The sequence below is a fragment of the Edaphobacter acidisoli genome (assembly GCF_014642855.1).
Classification (GTDB): Bacteria; Acidobacteriota; Terriglobia; order Terriglobales; family Acidobacteriaceae; genus Edaphobacter; species Edaphobacter acidisoli.
On the sequence record NZ_BMJB01000001.1, the window covers coordinates 793,033 to 814,348 of the forward strand.

At 59.9% G+C, this 21,316-nt stretch carries 15 protein-coding genes; 10 read left to right on the forward strand and 5 right to left on the reverse strand.

What is annotated here, in order from left to right; all coding sequences use genetic code 11:
- Window positions 1-290: 290 nt before the first annotated feature.
- A complete protein-coding gene (locus tag IEX36_RS03220; protein WP_188757879.1) occupies window positions 291-1,565 on the forward strand; it encodes a GGDEF domain-containing protein in 1,275 nt (424 codons plus the stop codon).
- Window positions 1,566-1,694: 129 nt separating this feature from the next.
- Here the strand turns inward: IEX36_RS03220 and IEX36_RS03225 are convergent, their stop codons facing one another.
- A complete protein-coding gene (locus tag IEX36_RS03225; RefSeq protein WP_188757880.1) occupies window positions 1,695-2,687 on the reverse strand; it encodes a KpsF/GutQ family sugar-phosphate isomerase in 993 nt (330 codons plus the stop codon).
- Window positions 2,688-2,811: 124 nt separating this feature from the next.
- Between IEX36_RS03225 and IEX36_RS03230 the strand changes: the two genes are divergently transcribed.
- From IEX36_RS03230 to IEX36_RS03245, 4 genes are all read left to right on the forward strand, one after another.
- Window positions 2,812-3,474: a TlpA family protein disulfide reductase gene (locus tag IEX36_RS03230; RefSeq protein WP_308422272.1), complete on the forward strand. Its 663-nt coding sequence runs from the start codon at window positions 2,812-2,814 to the stop codon at window positions 3,472-3,474.
- Window positions 3,474-3,986: a protein-disulfide reductase DsbD N-terminal domain-containing protein gene (locus IEX36_RS03235; protein ID WP_188757881.1), complete on the forward strand. Its 513-nt coding sequence runs from the start codon at window positions 3,474-3,476 to the stop codon at window positions 3,984-3,986. The genes IEX36_RS03230 and IEX36_RS03235 overlap by 1 nt, the downstream gene beginning before the upstream one ends.
- 116 nt (window positions 3,987-4,102) lie before the next feature.
- A complete protein-coding gene (gene alaC, locus IEX36_RS03240) occupies window positions 4,103-5,287 on the forward strand; it encodes an alanine transaminase (RefSeq protein ID WP_188757882.1) in 1,185 nt (394 codons plus the stop codon).
- A 60-nt stretch (window positions 5,288-5,347) separates the two neighbouring features.
- Complete coding sequence (locus tag IEX36_RS03245) at window positions 5,348-7,489, forward strand: thioredoxin domain-containing protein (protein WP_188759786.1); 2,142 nt, start codon at window positions 5,348-5,350, stop codon at window positions 7,487-7,489.
- A gap of 146 nt (window positions 7,490-7,635) precedes the next feature.
- Here IEX36_RS03245 and IEX36_RS03250 read toward each other — a convergent pair whose 3' ends face one another.
- A complete protein-coding gene (locus tag IEX36_RS03250; protein ID WP_308422273.1) occupies window positions 7,636-8,568 on the reverse strand; it encodes a mechanosensitive ion channel family protein in 933 nt (310 codons plus the stop codon).
- A gap of 120 nt (window positions 8,569-8,688) precedes the next feature.
- On the opposite strand from IEX36_RS03250, the gene IEX36_RS03255 reads away from it, so the two are divergent.
- Entirely contained in the window at window positions 8,689-9,063 is a 375-nt protein-coding gene (locus IEX36_RS03255; RefSeq protein WP_188757883.1) for a hypothetical protein, read from the forward strand.
- Between the two features lie 278 nt (window positions 9,064-9,341).
- On the opposite strand, the gene IEX36_RS03260 is transcribed toward IEX36_RS03255, so the two are convergent.
- On the reverse strand, window positions 9,342-10,847 hold the full coding sequence (locus IEX36_RS03260) for a S8 family peptidase (protein ID WP_229668677.1): 1,506 nt from the start codon (window positions 10,845-10,847) through the stop codon (window positions 9,342-9,344).
- Between the two features lie 302 nt (window positions 10,848-11,149).
- Here IEX36_RS03260 and IEX36_RS03265 point away from each other — a divergent pair, with 302 nt between their 5' ends.
- From IEX36_RS03265 to IEX36_RS03280, 4 genes are all read left to right on the forward strand, one after another.
- Window positions 11,150-13,456: a sodium-translocating pyrophosphatase gene (locus IEX36_RS03265; protein WP_229668678.1), complete on the forward strand. Its 2,307-nt coding sequence runs from the start codon at window positions 11,150-11,152 to the stop codon at window positions 13,454-13,456.
- A 195-nt stretch (window positions 13,457-13,651) separates the two neighbouring features.
- Window positions 13,652-15,829, forward strand: coding sequence for an alpha-ketoacid dehydrogenase subunit alpha/beta (locus IEX36_RS03270; RefSeq protein ID WP_188757884.1), 2,178 nt, complete (start codon window positions 13,652-13,654; stop codon window positions 15,827-15,829).
- 85 nt (window positions 15,830-15,914) lie between these two features.
- Complete coding sequence (locus IEX36_RS03275) at window positions 15,915-18,155, forward strand: DUF1800 domain-containing protein (RefSeq protein ID WP_229668679.1); 2,241 nt, start codon at window positions 15,915-15,917, stop codon at window positions 18,153-18,155.
- 123 nt (window positions 18,156-18,278) lie between these two features.
- The gene (locus IEX36_RS03280; protein WP_229668680.1) at window positions 18,279-19,535 is read left to right on the forward strand and encodes a DUF1501 domain-containing protein; all 1,257 of its coding nucleotides are present in this window, start codon (window positions 18,279-18,281) and stop codon (window positions 19,533-19,535) included.
- 331 nt (window positions 19,536-19,866) lie between these two features.
- Here IEX36_RS03280 and IEX36_RS03285 read toward each other — a convergent pair whose 3' ends face one another.
- Together IEX36_RS03285 and IEX36_RS03290 are read right to left on the reverse strand one after the other, a co-directional pair.
- Window positions 19,867-20,286 carry a DoxX family protein gene (locus IEX36_RS03285; protein WP_188757885.1) on the reverse strand — a complete coding sequence of 140 codons (420 nt, stop codon included), beginning with the start codon at window positions 20,284-20,286 and terminating at the stop codon, window positions 19,867-19,869.
- A gap of 102 nt (window positions 20,287-20,388) precedes the next feature.
- Window positions 20,389-21,279 (reverse strand): alpha/beta hydrolase, encoded by an 891-nt coding sequence (locus IEX36_RS03290; RefSeq protein ID WP_188757886.1) that lies wholly within the window; start codon window positions 21,277-21,279, stop codon window positions 20,389-20,391.
- Window positions 21,280-21,316: the final 37 nt, after the last annotated feature.

The window sequence follows — 21,316 nt, forward strand, 5'->3', positions numbered from 1 at the left end:
CTCGTGCGGTGCGACCGGCGTTTTGCGGGAGATTCATGACGGAACGCCATGAGGCCTCTCAGTATAGCGAGGTTCTGGGATAGCGAGAGGAATGGGCGTGAACTTAAGCCATTTTGTGAGCTTTAGAGCAGTGCGGCGGATGTTTTTTTCAAATTTTTATGAGAGACGTCGATTTTTTATTCAACATTCTGCGAAGATGCAGGATAATGCAGTATCGCTGGCCCTTTTGAGGCGTGCTATCGAGCCGGATCTATCGCAGAGCTTTCCCAGAGCGCGAAGCATGGATTTCGATGAACTACTCTTTTCTACCCGATCTGTCCGCCTTGACGATTCTGGTTGTCGTTCTCTTTCTGCTGCACAGAAGACACCCGCATAAGCAAACGGACATCTGGCTGCTCGGCCTGTTTTTTACACTGGTCGAGGCCACGGCGCATACCTTTTATGCGCCGCATGTGATTCCTGCGCCTTTGCTGCACGTGGTTGTGCTGGACTGCTACCTGCTGGCCGGGCTGATATTCAACTGGGCAGTGGATGTGCCGGGGCGGACGCGTGGCGACCGACTGCTGTTCATGGTGATGAACGCAGTGCCACTGCTGGCGTTGTGCACGACGTATGGGTTGAATATCCGGGTCGCGCAGATCTACTTTCCGACAATTGTGCTGGGGCTGGTGACGGGAGTTGCGACGTCGATCTTTCTGCGGCGCAATGTGGTGTATGCGGGGCTGTTCGCTGCGGGCTGGCTGTTTGCGGATGTGCTGGTGCGCGATGGGCTTTATCGCTTTGTCGTGTACTGGAGCATCTGCGTCGTCTACCTGATTGCGACGGTGAATTTTTATCAGCGGCTGCCGCGTAACAGTACCGGCAGACTGGCTATTCTGACCGGATTCGGCACGTGGTCGATCTGTCTGCTGATCCATCCGTGGGTGGTGATGTCTCACGGTTATGCAGAACTTGCTTCGCACCTTTGGAACCTGCAGAAATCGCTGATCTCGATTGGGATGATTCTGGTGATGCTGGAGGAGCAGGTGGCGAGCAACAAGTGGCTTGCCCTGCACGATGAGCTGACGGGGTTGCCGAACCGGAGGCTGTTTAGCGACCGGCTTCCAGTTGCGATTGAGAGTGCGCGGCAGCGCGATAGCAGATTGGCGCTGTTTCTGCTGGATTTGAACGGATTTAAAAATATCAACGATACGCTGGGACATCCAGCGGGCGATCAGGTGTTGCGCGAGGTCGCTCTTCATCTGCGGGAGAGCTGCAACCTTTTTGACAGCCTTGCCAGACTTGGCGGCGATGAGTTTGTGCTGCTCGCATCGGATTTGACGAAGGGACACTCAGTTGCCTTCTTTGAGGAGATCATCAGGAGGGCGGTTGAGACGGCGATTCTGATTGATGGGCAACCCATGATGGTTACGGCTTGCCTGGGCAGTGCGGTCTTTCCAGAGGACGCGCAGGACGCTTCGAAGCTGCTGAAGATTGCTGACGAACGGATGTACGGCAGCAAACGGAAGGTTCCGGTGGGGCGGTTGCAGGTGGCTGCGGCGCTTACTCCGCAGCGCGAAGCGTAGGGAGACTCTGATTAAGTTCTGAACAATTCCCTCAGAGGCTAAAGCCTCATTAAATCGAAGGACGTTATGGCGTGGCTGAAGCCACGCCCCTTCAAGGCTGCGACTTAATCAGAGCTTCCTTAGAACGGGTCAGATGAGTTGCAGGGTCCAGAGATCGTGGAGGTGGACTACGCCTTCGGCGATGCCGTCTGCGCTGACCACGATGAGCGAGGTGATCTTGCGCGCTTCCATCAGGGCGAGCGCGGCTGAGGCGAAGGCGCTGGCGTCGATGGTGAGTGGGTGAGGGTTCATGATCTCGGCTGCGGTGCGTTCGAGGGCGTGGGAGCCGTCGCGTTCGAGGAGGCGGCGGAGGTCGCCGTCGGAGACCATGCCGGCGAGTTTGCCGTTGTTGAGGACCGTGGTCATGCCTAGCTTCTTGCGCGACATCTCGTAGATGACTTCGGGCATGGGCGTGGCGGGCGCGACCTGCGGCATGGCGTCGCCGGAGTGCATGAGGTCGCGGACGCGGGCGAGGCGCTTGCCGAGGCGGCCGGCGGGATGCAGGTCGGCGAAGTCTTCGGCGCGCCATCCGCGGCGGCGGCTGACTTCGAGAGCGAGAGCGTCGCCGAGGGCGAGCATGACGGTGGTGGAGGCGGTGGGAGCGAGGTTGAGCGGGCAGGCTTCGGCGGGGACGCTGGTGTCGAGGAAGATATCGCTGGCCTGGGCGAGGGTGGATGCGGCGTTGCCGGTGAGGGCGATGAGTTTGGCCGAGAGGCGCTTGATGGCGGGGATGAGGGCGAGGAGCTCGGCGGTTTCGCCGCTGGCTGAGAGGGCGAGGACGGTGTCTCCGGAGGCGATCATGCCCATGTCGCCGTGCAGGGCTTCGGCGGCGTGGAGGAAGTGGGCCTGCGTGCCGGTGGAGCGCAGGGTGGAGGCGATCTTAGTGGCGATCAGGCCGCTTTTGCCGATGCCGGTGACGATGATGCGGTTTTTGGAGCTTGCCGAGTGGACGAGCAGGTCGCAGGCCTGGTTGAAGGGCGCGAGCATGGTGGTGTCGAGCCGCTCGGCGAGGCGATTGAGCGCGGCTGACTCGATGCGGACGTAGTCGGAGGGGCGGACGGGTTCGGCGGCTTGCTCGGACATGGTTTCGATTCAAGATGATGCTAGCAGAGCGGATGTGCGGCATTCCCGGGGGCTTTGCGTCTAAACTGGAATAGAACTACAGCCAGGACAATTTTGATGTCTGGTGGAAGGGTGTTTCGACGTGATGCGTAAGACGCTGGTTCTTGGTGTGATGATCGTGGGCATCGCGTTGATGCTGTGGGCTGGATGGCATAACCTGCGCGCGCGCCGGATGGCGATGCAAAAGGCGCAGGAGAACCACGTGGAGCTGATTCCCGGTAAGGCTGGGCAGCCGGGACAGGTTGCAGCGTCGGATGATGATGAGGGCGAAGAGCCTAGCTTGCAGGGTAAGTCTGCTCCTGTGTTTACGCTGGCGACGATGGATGGGAAGAAGGTTTCGCTGAGCGATTACAAGGGTAAGGCGGTTCTGGTAAATTTCTGGGCTACATGGTGCGGGCCGTGCCAGGTGGAGATGCCGTGGTTTGAGGAGTTTCAAAAGAAGTATGCGGGACAGGGACTGGTGATTCTGGGGCTCGTTGCGGATGCGGATGCAGGGAAGGACGCGGTCACGAAGGTGACGGAGAAGACTGGCGTGACTTACCCGATTCTTGTAGCAGACGATCAGGTGGAGAAGGCATACGGCGGAGTGGATGTGTTGCCGATGTCGTTCTATGTTGGGCGTAACGGTGTTGTTGTGGAGGAGACTGCTGGCCTGGGGCCGAAGGAGGAGATCGAGGCGCACATCAAAGCAGCTCTTGCTTCGGGTGCAGCCCAGGCCAATCCAGGAGCTAATCCAGGAGGACTGTGATGCGATTGCGTGTGGCGGTTGCTGGATGTTTGCTGGCGGGGCTTTGTGTGTCTTTGAGTGCTTCTTCTGCGTTGGCCTGGGGACAGGCGGGAACGCTTCCTTTACCCGCTCCGGCGGCGAAGTCGTATGTGCTGTATCTGGCTGAGGACCACGATGTGCGCGCGGGCAAGCGCACTGTGCTGGAGATTCATTTTCGCGTGATGAGCGGGTATCACGTGAACTCGCATACGCCGAACTCGGCGCTGCTGATTCCCACCGATCTGATGCTGAAGCCTGCGAGCGGAGTCGAGACGGAGACGGCAGTGTATCCGTCGGGCAAGAGCTACAGCTTCAGCTTTGATCCTTCGAACAAGCTGAGCGTTTATACCGGCGACTTTATTGTGAAGCTGCCGGTGGTGGCGCAGGCGGGAGCGCGGACGATCAGCGCGACGCTGCATTATCAGGCGTGCGACCATGCGGCGTGCTATCCGCCGAGGAACCTGCCGGTTGAGGTGATCTTTACCGCGAGGTAATCGGGCTGGTTCGTTCGCACAGCTTTTGAACAGCTTTCGCGCCAGGAGCACAGGTGTGCGGCTGCGCGGGATGGCATCATGGATACAGGACAATTTTCTGGAGCGACCCGAGACAGATGGATGAGTTTAGAAGGCTGACGCGGCTGCCGGCATACGTGTTCAACATCACAGGGGAGTTGAAGGCTTCGGCGCGGAAGCGCGGCGAGGACATTATCGACTTCGGGATGGGCAATCCCGATGGCGCGACTCCGAAGTTTATTGTGGACAAGCTGATTGAGGCGGCGCAGAAGACGGTGACGCACCGCTACTCGCTCTCGCGTGGGATTCCGCGGCTGCGGAAGGCGATCACGAACTGGTACAAGTCGCGCTACGACGTCGATCTCGACCCGGAGACGGAGGCGATTGTGACGATTGGCTCGAAGGAAGGGATTGCCCATCTGTGTCTGGCTGTGCTGGACGATACCGATACGGTTGCGGTGCCGAACCCGAGTTATCCGATTCACATCTTCGGACCGGTGATTGCTGGATCGAAGGTGCAGAGCATCGCGATGGAAGACGGTGGCGCGGACGCTCTGCTGGCCAAGCTGGAGTATGAGCTTCCGCGGATGCAGCCGCGGCCGAAGCTGCTGATTCTGAACTTTCCGGCGAACCCGACGACGCAGTGTGTTGACCTTGCGTTCTTCGAGCGCGTGGTGGCGCTGTGCAAGGAGCTGGGGATCTATATCGTTCACGATCTGGCTTATGCGGATATCGTGTTTGATGGCTATCGTGCACCGAGCGTGCTGGAGGTTCCGGGCGCGAAGGATATTGCGGTTGAGTTCTTCACGTTGTCGAAGAGCTACAACATGCCGGGATGGCGTGTGGGCTTTATGGTCGGGAACAAGAAGCTGGTGGCGGCGCTGGGGCGCATCAAGAGCTACTTCGACTATGGGACGTTTACGCCGATTCAGGTGGCTTCGATTGCTGCGCTGGAGGGGCCGCAGGATTGCGTGGCGAAGATTCGTGACACGTACCGCTCGCGGCGGGATGTGCTGGTGTCGGGGCTGAATAAGCTGGGATGGCCGGTTGAGCTGCCGAAGGCGACGATGTTTGTGTGGGCGCGGATTCCGGAGCAGTACCGGGGGCTTGGGTCAGTGGAGTTCTCGAAGAAGCTTCTGCTGGAGGCGAAGACGGCGGTGAGTCCGGGGATTGGGTTCGGCGACCATGGCGATGGGCATGTGCGGTTTTCGCTGATTGAGAACGAGGAGCGGACACGGCAGGCCCTGCGTGGGATCAAGCAGATGTTTAAGAATGGTGTCTGAAGCGCACTTCAGACACCTTTTCTGCGCGGATGGGCTCGGGTGGAATAGACTTAAATGTCTATGAGTAAAGAGCATAAGAACTCTCTGGCCAACGCGGCTTCGGCGTATCTGCGTTCGGCGATGCATCAACCTGTGGAATGGAACGAGTGGGGCGAAGAGGCGTTTCAGAAGGCGCAGGCTGAGGACAAGCCCATCCTGCTGGACATTGGCGCGGTGTGGTGTCACTGGTGTCATGTGATGGACCGCGAGTCGTATGAGAACGAGGACACGGCGCGCGTTATCAATGAACTTTTTATTCCGGTGAAGGTGGACCGCGATGAGCGGCCGGATGTGGATTCGCGTTATCAGGCGGCGGTAGCCGCGGTGAGCGGGCAGGGAGGGTGGCCGCTGACGGCGTTTTTGACGCCTGATGGCAAGCCGTTCTTTGGCGGGACGTATTTTCCGCCGCTGGACCAGCATGGTCGGCCTGGGTTTCGGCGAGTGCTGGCGACGATGGCCGAGGCGTTTCAGAAGCAGCGCAGCGATGTGGATGAGTCGGCCGGCAGCGTGATGGCGGCGATTGAGCATAACGAGTCGTTCAATGGGAAGGCGGGGAATCCGGGGCCGGAGCTGGTGGGCAGGATGGTGGCCGCGGTGCTGAAGCAGTTCGATGCGCGCTCGGGCGGGTTTGGCGCGCAGCCGAAGTTTCCGCACTCGGGCGCGATTGATCTGCTGCTGGATGCGGCTTCAAGGGTGTCGGTGGGCGATGGCGCGAAGCTGGGGGAGCAGGCGAAGCAGGCCGCGCTGGTGACGCTGGAGAAGATGTCGAAGGGCGGGATCTATGACCATCTGGCGGGCGGGTTTCATCGCTACTCGGTCGATGAGCAGTGGGTGGTGCCGCACTTCGAGAAGATGGCGTACGACAACAGCGAGCTGTTGAAGAACTACGTTCACGGCTACCAGACGTTTGTGGAGCCGGAGTGCGCGCGGGTGGCCAGGGAGATGATCGGGTGGATCGATGTGTGGCTGAGCGACCGCGAGCGCGGCGGGTTTTATGCTTCGCAGGATGCGGACTATTCTCTCGATGACGATGGAGACTACTTCACGTGGACGAGTGATGAGGCCGCGGCTGTGCTGACTCCGGAGGAGTTCGCTATCGCGAGCGCGTTCTATGACATTGGCGAGATTGGCGACATGCACCACAATCCGGCGAAGAATGTGTTGCATGTACGGCGGACGCTGGAGAATGTGGCGAAGGCGAACAACGTTCCGTTGGAGGCTGCGCGTGAGCGGCTGGCTTCGGCTAAGACGAAGCTGTATGCGGCGCGGTTGAAGCGGCCTACGCCGTATGTGGACAAGACGATCTACGTTGGGTGGAACGGGATGATGATCTCGGCGTATCTGGAGGCGGGGCGTGTGCTGGACCTGCCGGAGGTGCGGGCGTTCGCGCTGAAGTCGCTGGACCGTGTGCTGGCTGAGGCGTGGAGCCCGGAGAGTGGCATGGCGCATGTGGTCGCTTATGGCGAAGAGGGTGGCAAGGCGGCGCGTGTGGCTGGTGTGCTGGATGACTATGTGTTCGTTGCCCACGCGGCGCTGGATGCGTGGGAGGTGACGGGCGAGATGCGCTACTACCGGGCCGCTGAGGCGATTGCTGAGAGCGTGATCGCGCGGTTCTATGACAAGGTTGGTGGCGGCTTCTTCGATATGGAGAATGCGGCTGATGGTGAGGTGCGGCTGGGTGCGTTGAGCGCGCGGCGCAAGCCTCTGCAGGACTCGCCTACTCCTGCTCCTAATCCTGTGGCGGCTGCGCTGCTGATGCGGCTGGAGGCGTTGAACGGGCGCGAGGACTACGAAGTGAAAGCTCTGGATACGATGGAGCACTTCGCTGGCGTTGTTGAGCACTTCGGGCTTTTTGCCGCGACGTACGGGTTGGCTTTGCAGCGTATGGTGCAGCGTGCGGTGCAGGTGTGCGTGATTGGCGATGATGCGAATGCGCGCAAGCTGGAGGCTGTGGCGCTGGCTCGGTATGCGGTGAATAAGAGTGTGATTCGGCTGCGGCGGGACCAGCTTGGTGCGCTGCCTCCGGCGCTGGCGGAGACGCTGCCGCATCTGCCGGGGCTGAAGGGTGAGGGGAGCTTTGCCGCGATCTGCAATGGCAAAGGATGTCTGCCTCCGGTTTCGACCGCGGATGAGCTGATTGAGGCGATGAATCAGGCTTTGTAGGGGATGAGTGACCCCACGTCTCAAAAGCGAGATGCTGGGGCACGCGCATCCGCAGCAGGGAGAAGCAGATTCCTCCCCGTTCGGCTTCGCTTAGAGCAGGCTGCTACGCTGCGGAATGGAAATGCAAGGGTTCAATTCCGGCTTGTTTAGCCGATCAGTGGCTGCTGAGCGGGAGGGGCTGTTGGGTCGGGCTTCTGCTGCATGAGCAGCATGTTTGACGAGATGCCGAGTGGGATGCCTTCTTTTTCGAAGACGAGGATGATGCGGCGGCGGAGCGCGCGAAGGACGGGGTCGCGCTGGTTTGCACGGACGCGGATGTTGACCGGGTAGATGACTTCGCGGCCGCGGATTTCGTTGACGCCGAGGATGTCGGGATCGGAGATGGCGATGTCTTTGAAGGCGGGGTCGTTGCGCACCTGGTCGGCAAGCTTGCGAAGAATGTCCATGACGCGGTCGGGGTTGGCGCTGGCGTCCACACTGACGGGCAACGATGCGATGGAGTAATCGCGGGAGAAGTTGGAGACCGTTGCGATTTGGCTGTTTGGGACGATGTAGAGGGTGCCGTCGCCGTCGCGCACGCGGGTGCTGCGTAGCGAGAGCTCTTCGACGGTGCCTTTGAGTCCGGCGATGGTGACGACTTCTCCGACGTTGTACTGGTCCTCGATGAGGATGAGGATGCCGTTGATCATGTCTTTGAACATGGATTGCGCGCCTAGGCCGATGCCGACGCCGATGATTCCGGCAGAGGCCAGGATGGGCTTGTAATCAATGTTGAAGATGTTAAGAATTTGCATCAGCGCAATGAACGCGAGCACAGCATAGGATGTGGCACGAACGATAGAAGCGATGGTGCGAAGCTGCGCGGCTCGATGGAAGTTTGCGACGTAGATGTCAGCCCGTTTTTGAAGACGGTGAACCAGAAACATGACGATGCGTTGAAGAATGAACAGTATGAGGAAGACAGCGATGAGTTTTGGCACCTGGCCGCGGAGGAAGTCGATGAGGTCGCCGTGCCAGTCGTGCTCGACTGCCTGGAGGATGTGCTGGTCTTGCAGGGGCACTGCCTGAAGGAGCATCATGAATCTCAAATCGGGTCTCGCTTTCGGTGGGTGTTACGAACAGAATGCGACAGTTTGTTTGTAGGATGCAATGGACAGGCGACGCGAGACCCCGCAGGTGGGCGGAGATGCGAGGTGGATATGAAGGCGATGCTAACGGCTGCAATCGGCGGAGTGTTGCTTGTGGGCGCGGCGGGGGTTTCCGCTATAGCGCAGATGGATGCGTCGCAGCAGTCGACAATGCCGCGGAATCCTGCGGCGCCGTCGATTGATGGCCGCAACCCTAATGGCGGTGAAGGTATGCCTCCATCGTTACTGGAACTTCAGGCAAAGATGAGGAATAACGACCGACAGAAGCAGATGGTGAATGATGCCGATAAGCTGCTGGATCTGGCGACGCAGTTGAAGCAGGAGATGGATAAGTCTGGGAAGAATGTTTCTCCCGATGACGTGGCCCGAAAGGCTGAAGAGATTGAGCGGCTGGCGAAGAGCGTGAAGGACCGGATGAAGGGTTGATGGCCTGACGATTCGAGCAAACGCAGGTTCTCTTCGGTGGAAAGTGTTCAATCCCACCCATGCACGGTGAAGCTGTGCATGGATGGGGCACCCGGGCTTTGGTGGCTGGTTGAGAGAACAGCAGATTCCTCCGCTGCGCTGCGGAATGGAAATGCAAAGGCTGTTGCATGGAAATGCCAAATGCAGACGCAGATTCCCTTCGGGAATGACAAACAAAGGAAGCCGTCCTCAGAGAACAAAGGAAACTACGGCTCAGAGAAATAGTTACAAAGGACCTGTTATTGCAGGCCGAGTGCGGTGGCTGCGTTGACTTCGGGGATGGGAAGTCCGGGCACTGCTACTGCGGAGGACTGCATGGCGGAGACGACGGTTGCGGCGTCCCAGTCCGGGTGCGCGGCGCGGATGAGTGCGGCTACGCCTGCGGCTAATGGAGCGGAGGCGCTCGTTCCCATGGCTTGCACATAGGCTGTATGGCCAAAGCTGAAGCAGCCCATGCTGTGGGCTGAGTCGGAGGGTGGGCCGTCGATGGTTCCAGCGAGGCCGGAGCTGCATGCTCCGCGCACCCAGCCTGTTGCGGCGGTGTCTGCGCCTTCGGGATAGCTGCCGCCAGGAGCGGCGAGTGCGCCGGGGATGTTGTAGTTGCTGTAGTAGGCGAGGGTGACGGGGCCGGGGGTGCAGGCGTCGTTCTGACCGGCTGACTGGGCGCAGTTTGGGTTCGTTGAGGCTTCGATGGCGAGGACTCCGCGCGATTGCGCGGGCAGAACGACGTACCGCGGATTGGAAAGATCGAAGCCGTCGTTTCCGGCTGCGGCGACGAGCACGGCGTTCGCCTGGGCCGCGGCGTAGGTCACGCTGTCGAAGGCGGCTTTGAGACCGGCGCCGTCTCCGGTGGTGAGGTCGGCGACGGCGCCGACGGAGAGCGAGATGATGTCGGCGCGGTTGGCGATGGCGTCGTTGATGCCCTGGAGCACCCAACTGAGCAGGCCACTGGCCTGACCAGCTTCGCACTCATCGGCGATGCTGGCGCCGTTCATGAGCGCGGGCATCCGTTCGAGGACTTTGATGTTGAGGATGGTTGCCTGCGGGGCAACGCCGACGACCAGGCCGGTGCCAGGTCCGAGGGCTCCTGCGGCGAGTGAGGCCGTCCAGGTGCCGTGGCCTGACTGATCTTGCGGGGAGCCGTCGTCGCAGGGGCTGGGGTAGACGGTCTGGTCGACTTCGGAGAGATTGAGCGCGAGATTGGGGGCGATGTCGGGGTGGTTTTCGTCGACACCACTATCGATCACAGCGATACGTATGCCTTTGCCCTGGGTGATGTCCCATGGGCCGTGCGCGGGGCCGCCGGGGACGTTGTCTCCGTAGCCGCCGACCTGCTGGACGGCCCAGCCCTGTGGCGAGTTGTAGTAGGTGTCGTAGGGGGCTGGGTTGGGTTTGCCGATAACGACGCTAAAGGTGGCTGGGGCAACTTTGAGATGAAGCCGTTCGGCGGAGATGACCTGGTCGTGGATGACGTAGGCGACGTTGGGTTGTGAGCGGAGCTTGCTGAGCGCGGTGGCGTCGTCTTCGGCGGGGCTGGTTTGGACGGCTACGATGCCGAGGTGGCCGCTGCGGCTGATGAGCTTTGCGCCTGCCGAACGGATATGGGATTCGGCGTCGCTGGGAATGGTTTGGTTGCGATAAATGACGAGATAGCGGTGCGGCATGATTGGTGCTGGAGTGATTTCGTCGCGGATTTGGGAGTAGACGAAAGAAGAGGTGAGAGGTAGGACCAAAATTGTACTCACGCAAAGCCACATCCTAAGACGCGATGGGTTGGGGATGATCTTGCGGAGTGCGAGACGGAGTTCAGTGGGCACGGCTTTCCCTCATTCTTGCCAGCTTCGAGAGCGGTTAGTGAGTGAATCGGCGGCGGGCGGGAAAGGATTAGCGACGTGGTGGGTGGACTGACGTTTTGTTGAGGCGGAGTGCCAGTATGAAACCGATATCCGGACACGTGGATGAGGGGTTTGACCCCCTGTGTTTGGCCATGCTCTAATGCCCCCTTTAGTGAAACAAATTGTGGTTTTGGCAGTAAGGAGAGCATTGCATGGGTTTTGCAGGACGTCTGGCTGTACTGATTGGGGCGCAGGTTCCAGTGACAGGATATGCAGGTGGGGATGATGGCGGGATTTGGCTTTGGATGGCGCTGATTGTAGGAGTGCTGGCCCTGGTCGCGGCTTTTATGCTGATCCGTGCGGTGAATAAGGCAGATACCGGGACACCGGAGATGCGGGTGATCTCGGACGCTATCCGCGAGGGCGCCGAGGCGTTTCTGCGGCGGCAGTACAAGACGATTGGGATTATTGCGTTGCTGCTTGCAGTGGCGTTGTTTGTGGGGTATTCGGTCTCGGCGCGCACGGCTCCGATTGCGTTGAAGGTGGTCATCAGCTTTCTGGTTGGGGCGATCTGCTCCGGCATTGCTGGATACACCGGGATGTACTGCTCGATTCGGGCGAATATTCGGACGGCTTCGGCGGCGCGGAGCAGTTTGAACGGCGCGCTGCAGATGGCGTTGCGCGGCGGTGCGGTGACGGGTCTGGTGGTGGTGGCGCTTTCGCTGATTGGTGTCGGCACACTGTTCCTTTTCTTTGGCGGGCTTCAGCATCCGCAGACGGTGCCGTATCAGCTTGTGGGTTTCGGATTTGGTGCGTCGCTGGTGGCGCTGTTTGCTCAGCTTGGCGGCGGCATCTACACGAAGGCGGCTGATGTGGGCGCGGACCTGGTGGGCAAGGTTGAGGCCGGCATCCCTGAGGACGATCCTCGCAACCCGGCTGTGATTGCCGATCTGGTGGGCGACAATGTGGGCGACTGCGCGGGTCGTGGCGCGGACATCTTTGAGTCGACTGCGGCGGAGAATGTCGGCGCGATGATTCTTGGGGCGGCGCTTTATCCGGTCTTCGGGGTGAAGGGGATTCTGTTTCCGCTGGTGATGCTGGCGGTGAACCTGATTGCCAGCCTGGTGGGGGTCTTTGTGGTGAGGACTACGGAGACCGAAGACCCGATGCATGCGATGAATCGCGGGTTTTATGTCACGTCGGGGCTTGCGCTGATTGGCTTTGCCGCTGCGGTGTATGGCATGTTGAATGGGCCGCTGGTGCATCCGGGCTGGCTGTTTGGCTGCGGCATTGTTGGTCTGGTGACTTCGTTTCTGTTTGTGTGGATCACCGAGTACTACACGGAGTCGCGTTATGAGCCGGTGCGCTCGATTGCGCATGCTTCGCTGACGGGGCCAGCGACGAACATCATCAGCGGCCTTGCTGTGGGCATGGAGACGCCGGCGATGCCGGTGATTGCTATCTCTGCGGCGCTGCTGCTGAGCTACTACTTTGGCGTGCAGGGACTGCATGATGTTGTGGGCATCTCCGACTACGCGAAGGGCATCTACGGGACGGCACTCGCCACCATCGGAATGCTCAGTTGTGCGGCGTACATTCTGGCGATGGATACGTTCGGGCCGATTACGGACAATGCGGGCGGCATCATCGAGATGTCGAACCAGGCGGACGCGATCCGTGCGCGGACGGACAAACTGGATTCGGCAGGCAATACGACCAAGGCTCTGACGAAGGGCTATGCAGTGGGTTCGGCGTCGCTGGCGGCGTTCCTGCTGTTCTCGGCTTATCTCGAAGAGGTTCGGGCGATCGTTGCGCACAAGGTGAATCTGGCGGGCGGGTATATGCCTCCGGGCTGGAACTTCACGAACGTCAACCTGGCGCAGGTGCCGGTGTTTGTTGGTGCGATGCTGGGCGCGATGCTGGTGTTTCTCTTCAGCTCGATGGCGATCAAGGCGGTTGGGCGCTCGGCACAGAAGGTGGTGCAGGATGTGCGTGACCAGTTCCGCGAGAACCCGGGCATTATGGCGGGTACATCGAAGCCCGACTATGGCCGCTGCGTGCATATTGTGACGGGCGCGGCGCTCAAGGAGATGGTGCTGCCGGGTGCGTTGGTGGTTTGTTTGCCGGTCGCGGTTGGACTCATCTTCCGCAACTTCAGCTCTACCTATCAGACGGCTTCGACGACGTATGCTGCGGGCACGATTCTGCCGGTGCCTGCGATTGCCGGTGTTCCGGTGAACCTTGCCGGCGCTGAGTCGGTGGCTGGTCTGCTGATGGTCGGCACGATTGCCGGGGTGCTGATGGCGATGCTGATGAACAATGGCGGCGGCGCGTGGGACAATGCGAAGAAATACGTCGAGTCGGGCCAGCACGGCGGCAAGAAGTCTGAGGCGCATAAGGCTTCGGTTGTAGGCGATACGGTTGGCGATCCGTTCAAGGACACGGCCGGGCCAAGTCTGCACGTACTGATCAAACTGCTGGCGACGATTACGCTTGTGCTGGCTCCGCTGTTTGTGTGACGGTTGCGTTTCACTGAATGGGCGGCCTGCGGGCCGCTCATTTTTACGCGAATGGATGCGCATTGCAACGGAGTTGACTGAGGAGCGTCTATAGGTTCGAAGGTAGTGGAAAACGGTGGCCTGACGGGAGTAATTTGTAGGGCGCAACCGTTACAATCAGTGGAGTATCGGTTGAATCTGCCGAGGGTAAAGGGCATGGCAAGACAATCCGGTTTGATGGAGAACAGCAAGAAGGCGGCCGTTGCCACGGCCACGTTGAGCCGTGAACAGTTGATTGAGTTTTACCGGCTGATGTATCTGTCGCGCCGCACGGACGACCGCGAGATCGTCCTCAAGCGGCAGCAGAAGATATTCTTCCAGGTCTCCTGCGCTGGGCACGAGGCGCTGCTGGTGGCTGCCGGGATGGCGTTGCGTCCGGGGTACGACTGGTTCTTTCCGTACTATCGCGATCGCGCGATCTGCCTGACGGTGGGCAACACGGTTGAAGAGCAGCTGCTGCAGGCTGTTGGCGCAGCGGAGGACACGGCCAGCGGCGGACGCCAGATGCCTTCGCACTGGTCGAGCACAAAGCTGAATATTGTTTCGACGTCTTCGTCGACGGCGACGCAGTGCCTGCATGCTATCGGGTGCGCGGAGGCGGGGCGATATTTCTCGCGTCATCCTGAGGCTGCGGCGAAGCATGACGGCGACTATCGCCAGTTCAAGGATGTGAAGTTTCACGGCGATGAAGTTGTGTATGTTTCCATCGGTGAAGGATCGACCAGCCAGGGCGAGTTCTGGGAGTCGCTGAACACGGCTTCGAATGAGAAGCTGCCGGTGCTGTTTGTGGTGGAAGACAACGGCTACGCTATCTCGACGCCGGTGGAGGCGAATACACCGGGGGGAAATATCTCTCATCTGGTGGCGAACTTCCCGAACTTCCACTTTGCGGAGATTGATGGCACGGATCCGATTGCGAGCTATGAGGCGATGGTGGAGGCGGTGGCGTATTGCCGCTCGGGGCGTGGACCTGCGCTGGTGCATGGGCATGTGATTCGGCCTTATTCGCATTCGTTGAGCGATGATGAGCGGAACTATCGCTCTGCGGCGGAGCTTGAAGCCGATGCGCTGCGCGACCCGATTGCGCGGATGCAGATGTGGTTGTTGCGCGAAGGGATTCTCGATGCCGATGCGATCAACCGGCTGGAGCGGAGTGTAGACGACGAGGTGCAGCGTGCTGCGGACCACGCGGTTCATGCGGCGCTGCCAGCGGTCGAGTCGATCACGCGGCATGTCTACTCGGAGGACCTGAAGCCCACGGATGCGCGCTTCAATGTTGAACCGGAGACGACGGCGGATACCTCTGAACGCACGATGGCCGACCTGATCAACGCGTGCCTGAAGGACGAGATGCGGCGTGACGAGCGGATCGTCGTCTTTGGCGAAGACGTGGCCGATGCGACGCGCGATGAGGCGTTGCGCGCGGGCAAGCTGAAGGGCAAGGGCGGCGTCTTCAAGCTGACGTCGGGATTGCAGACGGAGTTTGGAAACGACCGCTGCTTCAACTCGCCGCTCGCCGAGGCGAACATTATGGGACGCGCCATCGGCATGGCTGTGCGCGGATTGAAGCCAGTAGTGGAGATTCAGTTCTTCGACTACATCTGGCCGGCGATGCACCAGATGCGCAATGAACTGGCGCTGATGCGCTGGCGGTCGAACGGAACCTATAGCTGCCCGGTGGTGATTCGTGTGCCGATTGGCGGCTACCTGACGGGAGGGTCGATCTATCACTCGCAGTCGGGCGAGAGCATCTTTACCCATACGCCGGGCGTGCGGGTGGTGATGCCGTCGAATGCGCTGGATGCGCTGGGGCTGCTGCGGACGGCGATTCGCTGCGATGACCCGGTGCTGTTTCTTGAGCACAAGCGGCTGTACCGCGAGACGTTTGGCCGTGCGGCGTATCCGGGGCCTGATTACACGATTCCGTTTGGCAAGGCGAGGATTGTGCAGAAGGGCAAGGACATGACTGTGCTGACGTATGGCGCGGTGGTGCCACGCGCGATGCAGGCGGCGCAGAAGATATTCCGCGAGTCTGGTATCGAGGTTGAGTTGATCGATTTGAGGAGCTTGTCGCCTTATGACTGGGAGACGATTGCCGCAAGCGTGAAGAAGACGAACCGCGTCATCATTGCGCATGAAGACATGTTGAGCTGGGGCTATGGTGCGGAGATTGCCGCGCGGATTGGCGATGAGCTGTTCCACGATCTGGACGCTCCGGTTCGGCGTGTGGCTGCGATGGATACCTTCGTGGCGTACCAGCCAGTGCTGGAAGATGCGATTCTGCCCCAGGCGGACGATCTCTATAAAGCGATGGCCGAGATGGCGGTGTTTTAGGCACGGGCGCTGGAATTTTCTGCGCAACTGCTGGCGCGGTTCGGGGTCTGTCGATACAGGGCGTGTGCCTGACTCGGGAGTGATTATGAAATTTGCCTGCATCTCTGCCAGAGTTTTGGAACCAGTGCGGGCCGCAGTGGTTGGGTTGCTCTGCGTCCTGATGGCGGTGCCGCCGGTGTTTGCCGCTCCCCCTGCCATGCGTAAGGTGCAGGTGAAACATGGCCAGATTCAGGGCCAGGAGCGCGTGCTGCATGTGTTGAACCGCTTTACGTTTGGGCCGCGTCCTGGAGATGTTGCTGCCGTCGAGCGGATGGGTGTCAGGCAGTGGTTTGAGCAGCAACTGAATCCTGACAGTATCGACGACTCGTCGCTCAATGCCCGTCTTGCGTTGTATCCCGCGATGAATATGCCGCAGCAGGAGCTGATGCAGCGCTACCCGACGCCGGAGATGCTGCGCCAGATTATCCGGCGCGATCTGCCGCTTCCTGAGAATCCAACCGAGCACACGATCTATGCGGACCAGATTGCTTTTATGAAGCTTCGCCAGGAGAAGCAGGCGGAGAAGAAGCAGGCCGCTGCTAACACGGCCGCTGATCCCGCTGCTGCGAACATGGCTGCGGACCCTGCGGCGGGAAACATGGTCAACATGAAGAGCGCTTTGCCGGGAGACAAGGCTGATCCGTCGACGCCTTCGATGCAGGCTCATGAGGATGAGCTCTACGCTGGCCTGGATGCTGTGCGCATTGTGAACCTGCCACCGGACCAGCGATTCCAGCGCATTATGGCCATGACACCGGAGGATCTGATCTCGTTTCGTCAGAATCTGAATCGGAATGAACTGAATGCGGCAGATCAAGGGCTGGGTCCGCAGCAGAAGGAGATTCTGGAGTCGCTTGAAGGCTCCGAGCGCATGGTGAACGAAGAGGTCCTTTCGACGCGAATGCTCCGCGATATCTATAGCGAGCGTCAGTTGCAGGCTGTGATGACGGACTTCTGGCTGAATCACTTCAATGTCTACCTTCACAAGAACCAGAATGAGCCGTATCTGCTGCCGGCGTATGAGCGGGATACGATTCGGCCGCATGCGCTGGGCAAGTTTGAGGACTTGCTGGTTGCCGTTGCGCAGAGTCCGGCGATGATGATCTATCTGGATAACTGGCAGAGCATTGGGCCGCACTCGCTTGCGGCTGAGAATGCTGGAAAGGCCGCCGCCCGCGCGAAGAATCCGCAGGTGAAGCAGGCGCTTAAAGATCGTGGGTTGAATGAGAACTATGGGCGCGAGCTGATGGAGCTGCACACGCTTGGTGTGCAGTGCGAGGTGAGCAAAGACCGCCCGGTGAAAGATCTAGACAAGGCGTGCGGCAAGGGGTACACGCAGCAGGACGTGATTGAAGTGGCAAAGGTGCTGACCGGCTGGGGCGTTGACCGGCCGTTTATGGGAGCGGAGTTCCGCTTCAACGATCGCCAGCATGAGCCGGGCACGAAGACGGTGATGGGCGTGAAGATCAAGGAGAACGGGCAGGGCGAAGGGTTCGAGCTGCTGCACATGCTTGCCAATAGCCCCGCGACCGCGAAGTTCATCTCGACCAAGCTTGCTATTCGGTTCGTGAGCGATACACCTCCGCCTGCGCTGATTAACCGCATGACTGAGGCTTATATGAAGAGCGGCGGCGACATCAGCGATGTGTTGCGCGCGATGTTCAATGCGCCTGAGTTCTGGTCTCCGGAGGTTTACCGGGCGAAGGTGAAGACTCCTGAAGAATTTGTCATCTCGGCTGTGCGGGCGAGTGGAGCGGATGTGACGAACCCGTTGCCACTGGCCCAGACGCTCAACCGGCTGGGGATGCCGTTCTATGGGATGCAGACGCCGAACGGTTATGACTGGAAGGCCGATCCGTGGGTGAACACCGGCGATCTGGTGGACAGGATGAACTTCGCGCTGGTGCTGACCAGTGATCGTTTGCCGGGTGTAACGACAAACTGGACGCATTTGCTGGGTGAAGCGAATGCCGGTGTCGAGCCCGCAGCGCTTGCTGAGGATAATCCTGACGCTCTGATTGCGGCCAAAGAGAAGAAGCTGGAGGCGATGCTGCTGGGCCAGCCAGCCAGCGATAAGACGCGCGCTACGGTGCTGGCACAGTACGAGAATGAGGACGCACAGCGGCAGGCCGTGCAGGCGTTCGCGATTCGTCCGGGGCGGCCGGATGTGATGGCTGGAGTGCTGAATGCGGGTGCGCCGCGCCCGCAGGTACGGCCTCCGCTGGACCGCCAGGCGGCGGGAATGGCGGGGTTGCTGATCGGCTCGCCGGAGTTCCAACGCCGGTAATTTCAGCCGGAAATAATTCCTTCAATTCGCCCCGGAGACGCAACTTCCGTTTCCGGGGCGAGTTTGTTAAATCATGCTGCCTGTGCAGCGACGGATTTATCGGGCTCTGAAGGGGGAACGGCTATGGCGGACCGGCAGGGGATTACGCGGCGCGGATTTATGAAGGGCGGCGCCCTGGCGCTGGTGGGCACCTCGACGATTCCGGCTTTTCTGACCCGCAGCGTGATGGCGGAGATGACTACCGCTGCTGCCACGCATAAGAAACTGGTTGTGATCTTTCAGCGCGGCGCGGTGGATGGGTTGAACATGGTTGTTCCTTATCAGGAGAGCAATTACTACAAGATGCGCCCTACCATCGCTATTCAGAAGCAGGAGGTGCTGGACCTCGATGGCTTCTTTGGGTTGCACCCTGCGATGAGCGCGATTAAGCCGCTGTACGACCAGGGACATCTTGCGATCATTCACGCTGCCGGTTCGCCCGACACGACGCGCTCACACTTCGACGCGCAGGACTATATGGAGAGCGGTACGCCGGGCGTGAAGTCGACCACCGATGGATGGCTGAACCGGGCTTTGCAGGCCGAGATTCTGCGCACGAAGCCTACGGCGTTTCGCGCTGTGGCGATGGGTGCAGAGATTCCGCGCACGCTGGAGGGGCGCGTCAAGGCGATTGCGCTGAATAATCTGGCGGACTTTTCAGTGGGTGGACGCGGAGCCCAGGCTGCGCCTATCAGCAATGCGTTTCAGGCGATGTATGACGAGAGCACAGACTCGATCCTACATGGGACGGGTGAGGAGACCTTCGATGCGATCAAGATGTTGAAGGCTGCCAACCCTGCGCAGTACAAGCCTGCAGCCGGCGTGGTTTATCCCGGCTCGGAGTTTGGCAACAGCCTGAAGCAGGTGGCGCAGCTGATGAAGGCCAACCTGGGCGTCGAGGCGGCGTTTTCTGATATCGGTGGATGGGACACGCATCAGAATCAGGGCAATGCTAATGGTCAGCTCGCTAACCGGCTCAAGGATTTTTCTGACTCCATCGCCGCTTTCTGGCAGGACATGGGCGATGAGGCGCAGAACGTCACGCTGGTGACGATGTCTGAGTTTGGCCGCACGGCGCGGCAGAACGGGACTGGTGGCACGGACCACGGCCATGCGAATGCCATGTTCGTCCTGGGAGGGCCGGTGAAGGGCGGCAAGGTCTATGGCAAGTGGCCGGGGCTTGCGGACCACCAGTTGAACGAAGGGCGCGATCTGACGGTTACGACCGATTTCCGCAAGGTGCTTGCTGAAGCAGCGTTCAGAACGCTTGGGTCACGAAACCTTGAAGTGGTCTTTCCGGGGTACGAAATCAGGCCCCAGGAGTTTGTTAACTTCATCTAATGATTACATGATGATGAAGGATGCCGCAGAATCTAAATGGTTTTACGGAAATTCTATTTTTGGAATATTAGGGCTTATCGATTTACAAAAAAACGTAAAATTCAGGACAACTTTTCTCCGGGGTTCGCGTCTTATCGAGTGTAGCAAGTAAGTGCCAGGGCAGAAGTTCCCACGGTCCCGGCTTCAACTATCCGCAACAACATTCCTTCCATTGAAGTAAGGCCTCCGGAGTATCGGAGGCCTTCACGCCTTTCTGGTGTCGTAACTTTTGACAGGTAGCCAGATATGACAAAAGCAGACAATTTTTGAATGATCTTCCCGTGATTTCAGCTCAGGAGAAGCCGATCTTCCGGTCGAGTGCGAGTGTGCCCGCGCCGTAGAAGAGCAGCATGAGGGCAATCGCCAGCAGAGCCAGTGGGTATTCGGAGCCAGCGTAGCCGTGATGCCGTGCAACCAGGGCAATGGCGAAGGCCATGTTGATGGTGATGAGGAACGCGGCAAAGCGGGTCAGAAGGCCTAGCAGAATCAGGATGCCGCCCACGAACTCCGTCAGGGCCGAGACGTAGCCGAGCCAGCGGGGCATTCCAAGAGAGGCGACAAAGCCGCTGAAGTGCTCGATGGGCGCGGATACGTTGCCGTGCAGGTTGCCGGGAACGACTTTGCCGTATCCGTGGTAGATCATGGCAACGCCGAGCACGATGCGGAGCGCGAGAGCGCCCCAGGGTTGCAGGTTGTCGAGTGTCTTGGACATGGATGCTCTCGGGTTCCTCTCGCGTGATGGTACTTGAAGGACGAGGGGCTTTCGTGTGGATTTCCTGCGAGAGGTTCCAAGGGTGACACGTATTTGCCTGCACTACATATTGTCGAGGAAGCGGGTGAGGGCTTGCGTGTACTGTTCTTCGTGTTGCTGGCCAAGCTCGACTGTGATTTTGGGGTCGGAGGCTGAGCGGATGGCTGCCGGCTCATTGCCTGTCTGCCAGAGGAGGAGCTTTGGGGTTTTCAGGGTGCTCAAAGGCGCGGCCAGAGGGAACCGCTCGTGAAAGAGCATGTGGGCTGGGACCAGATGGGTGCGCGGGTCACGGAGCGCCACATCGAGCAGGTCGCCGCTGGGTGTATCGAGGACAATGCCTGGGATTGCGCCGTGAGCTGCCGCCAGTTGCACGGCCAGCGATGCACCGATGCCGGTGCCGTAGGGGATGATGTCGGACGCGAGAATGTGGCGCGAGGTCGTTAGGTAGAGCCATGCTGTCTCGGCGTCGTGGGACATGTTCTGCTGGTTGGGATGGGTGGGTGCGCTTTGGCCATAGCCGCGATAGTCGAAGGCGAAGATGTTGATGCCCAGGCTGTGCAGCGTGGCGAGTGTGGGGATGGAGTCGGCCAGCGAGCCGTCGCCTGTGGGCAGGAAGAGGATTGTGCTGCGTGAATAGCGGGCGTTTGCCGGTGCGGGAATCCACCAGCCTGTGAGCTGTGGCTCGGCGGACGAGTCGGTTCCGAAGTGCACGAGGTCGTAGGGCGCTCCGCCGATCGACTGCGGTGCGGAGGTGGTGCGCTTTGGATGCAGAACGAGTTGCCACTGCCCTTGATAGAAGAGCAGGCAGAAGGTGATCCATGCACAGATGGCTGCGGCGATGATGGTGAGGCCGATTGCCTTGAGCAGCCAGATCGGGTCGACGACTTCGTGCTGTTGTTGAGGCTGGGGTTGTTGCGGACGGGGCTTCTTCTGCTTCTGGGGGCGGCTTGCCATTGCTTTAGCCACTTTAGCATCTGGAGAAAATGCGTTG

Coding starts and splice junctions, on each gene's coding strand:
- IEX36_RS03220 (WP_188757879.1), top strand. CDS start 291: ATGAACTACTCTTTTCTACCCGATCTGTCCGCCTTGACGATTCTGGTT.
- IEX36_RS03285 (WP_188757885.1), bottom strand. CDS start 20,286: ATGTCCAAGACACTCGACAACCTGCAACCCTGGGGCGCTCTCGCGCTC.
- IEX36_RS03250 (WP_308422273.1), bottom strand. CDS start 8,568: ATGATGCTCCTTCAGGCAGTGCCCCTGCAAGACCAGCACATCCTCCAG.
- IEX36_RS03275 (WP_229668679.1), top strand. CDS start 15,915: ATGAAATTTGCCTGCATCTCTGCCAGAGTTTTGGAACCAGTGCGGGCC.
- IEX36_RS03235 (WP_188757881.1), top strand. CDS start 3,474: ATGCGATTGCGTGTGGCGGTTGCTGGATGTTTGCTGGCGGGGCTTTGT.
- IEX36_RS03270 (WP_188757884.1), top strand. CDS start 13,652: ATGGCAAGACAATCCGGTTTGATGGAGAACAGCAAGAAGGCGGCCGTT.
- IEX36_RS03265 (WP_229668678.1), top strand. CDS start 11,150: ATGGGTTTTGCAGGACGTCTGGCTGTACTGATTGGGGCGCAGGTTCCA.
- IEX36_RS03225 (WP_188757880.1), bottom strand. CDS start 2,687: ATGTCCGAGCAAGCCGCCGAACCCGTCCGCCCCTCCGACTACGTCCGC.
- alaC (WP_188757882.1), top strand. CDS start 4,103: ATGGATGAGTTTAGAAGGCTGACGCGGCTGCCGGCATACGTGTTCAAC.
- IEX36_RS03280 (WP_229668680.1), top strand. CDS start 18,279: ATGGCGGACCGGCAGGGGATTACGCGGCGCGGATTTATGAAGGGCGGC.
- IEX36_RS03290 (WP_188757886.1), bottom strand. CDS start 21,279: ATGGCAAGCCGCCCCCAGAAGCAGAAGAAGCCCCGTCCGCAACAACCC.
- IEX36_RS03245 (WP_188759786.1), top strand. CDS start 5,348: ATGAGTAAAGAGCATAAGAACTCTCTGGCCAACGCGGCTTCGGCGTAT.
- IEX36_RS03255 (WP_188757883.1), top strand. CDS start 8,689: ATGAAGGCGATGCTAACGGCTGCAATCGGCGGAGTGTTGCTTGTGGGC.
- IEX36_RS03230 (WP_308422272.1), top strand. CDS start 2,812: ATGCGTAAGACGCTGGTTCTTGGTGTGATGATCGTGGGCATCGCGTTG.